Here is a 606-nt window from a genome sequence, read left to right on the forward strand (position 1 = left end):
TGATTGCAAATATAAATACCGTTGCGCTTCAGGGAATTAGCACAGTAAATGTCAATGCACAAATTCATATGGCAAATGGTATTCCAGCTTTTAATATTGTTGGATTGCCAGATAAAACTGTTGCGGAATCCAAAGAACGCATCAGAGCAGCGTTAAATTCAATCAATCTACTACTACCTCCAAAAAGAATTACAGTTAATCTCTCCCCTGCGGATTTACTGAAAGAAGGTAGTCATTATGACTTGGCTATTGCTATTGGACTACTTGTTGTAATGAATGTGATACCAGTTGAAAAAGTTCAGTCTTATATCATTATGGGTGAGCTTGCCCTTGATGGCAGAGTTATTCCAGTTTCAGGAGTGCTACCAACAGCGATCAATGCAAAACAGGCAAATAAAGGAGTAATTTGCCCAAGGGGAAATGGAGTAGAGGCTTCATGGGTAAAGAATGTTTCAATTCTAGCTATAGAGAAATTAACTGATATTATCAGACACTTTAAGGGTGAGCAATTAATTCAGCCAGTAATTTTTAAATATAGTGATGCACCCAAAGAAAAAAGATTGGTTCCCGATATGAAGGATATTAAAGGCCAAGTTGTTGCAAAAA

1 protein-coding gene is annotated in these 606 nt (G+C 37.0%); it reads left to right on the forward strand.

The genetic code is table 11. From position 1 onward, the window contains the following. Positions 1 to 606: magnesium chelatase domain-containing protein (locus WG67_RS08385; protein ID WP_458695005.1), on the forward strand; the 606-nt coding region annotated here is incomplete at both ends.

The organism is Wolbachia endosymbiont of Drosophila incompta (assembly GCF_001758565.1).
Lineage (GTDB): Bacteria > Pseudomonadota > Alphaproteobacteria > Rickettsiales > Anaplasmataceae > Wolbachia > Wolbachia pipientis.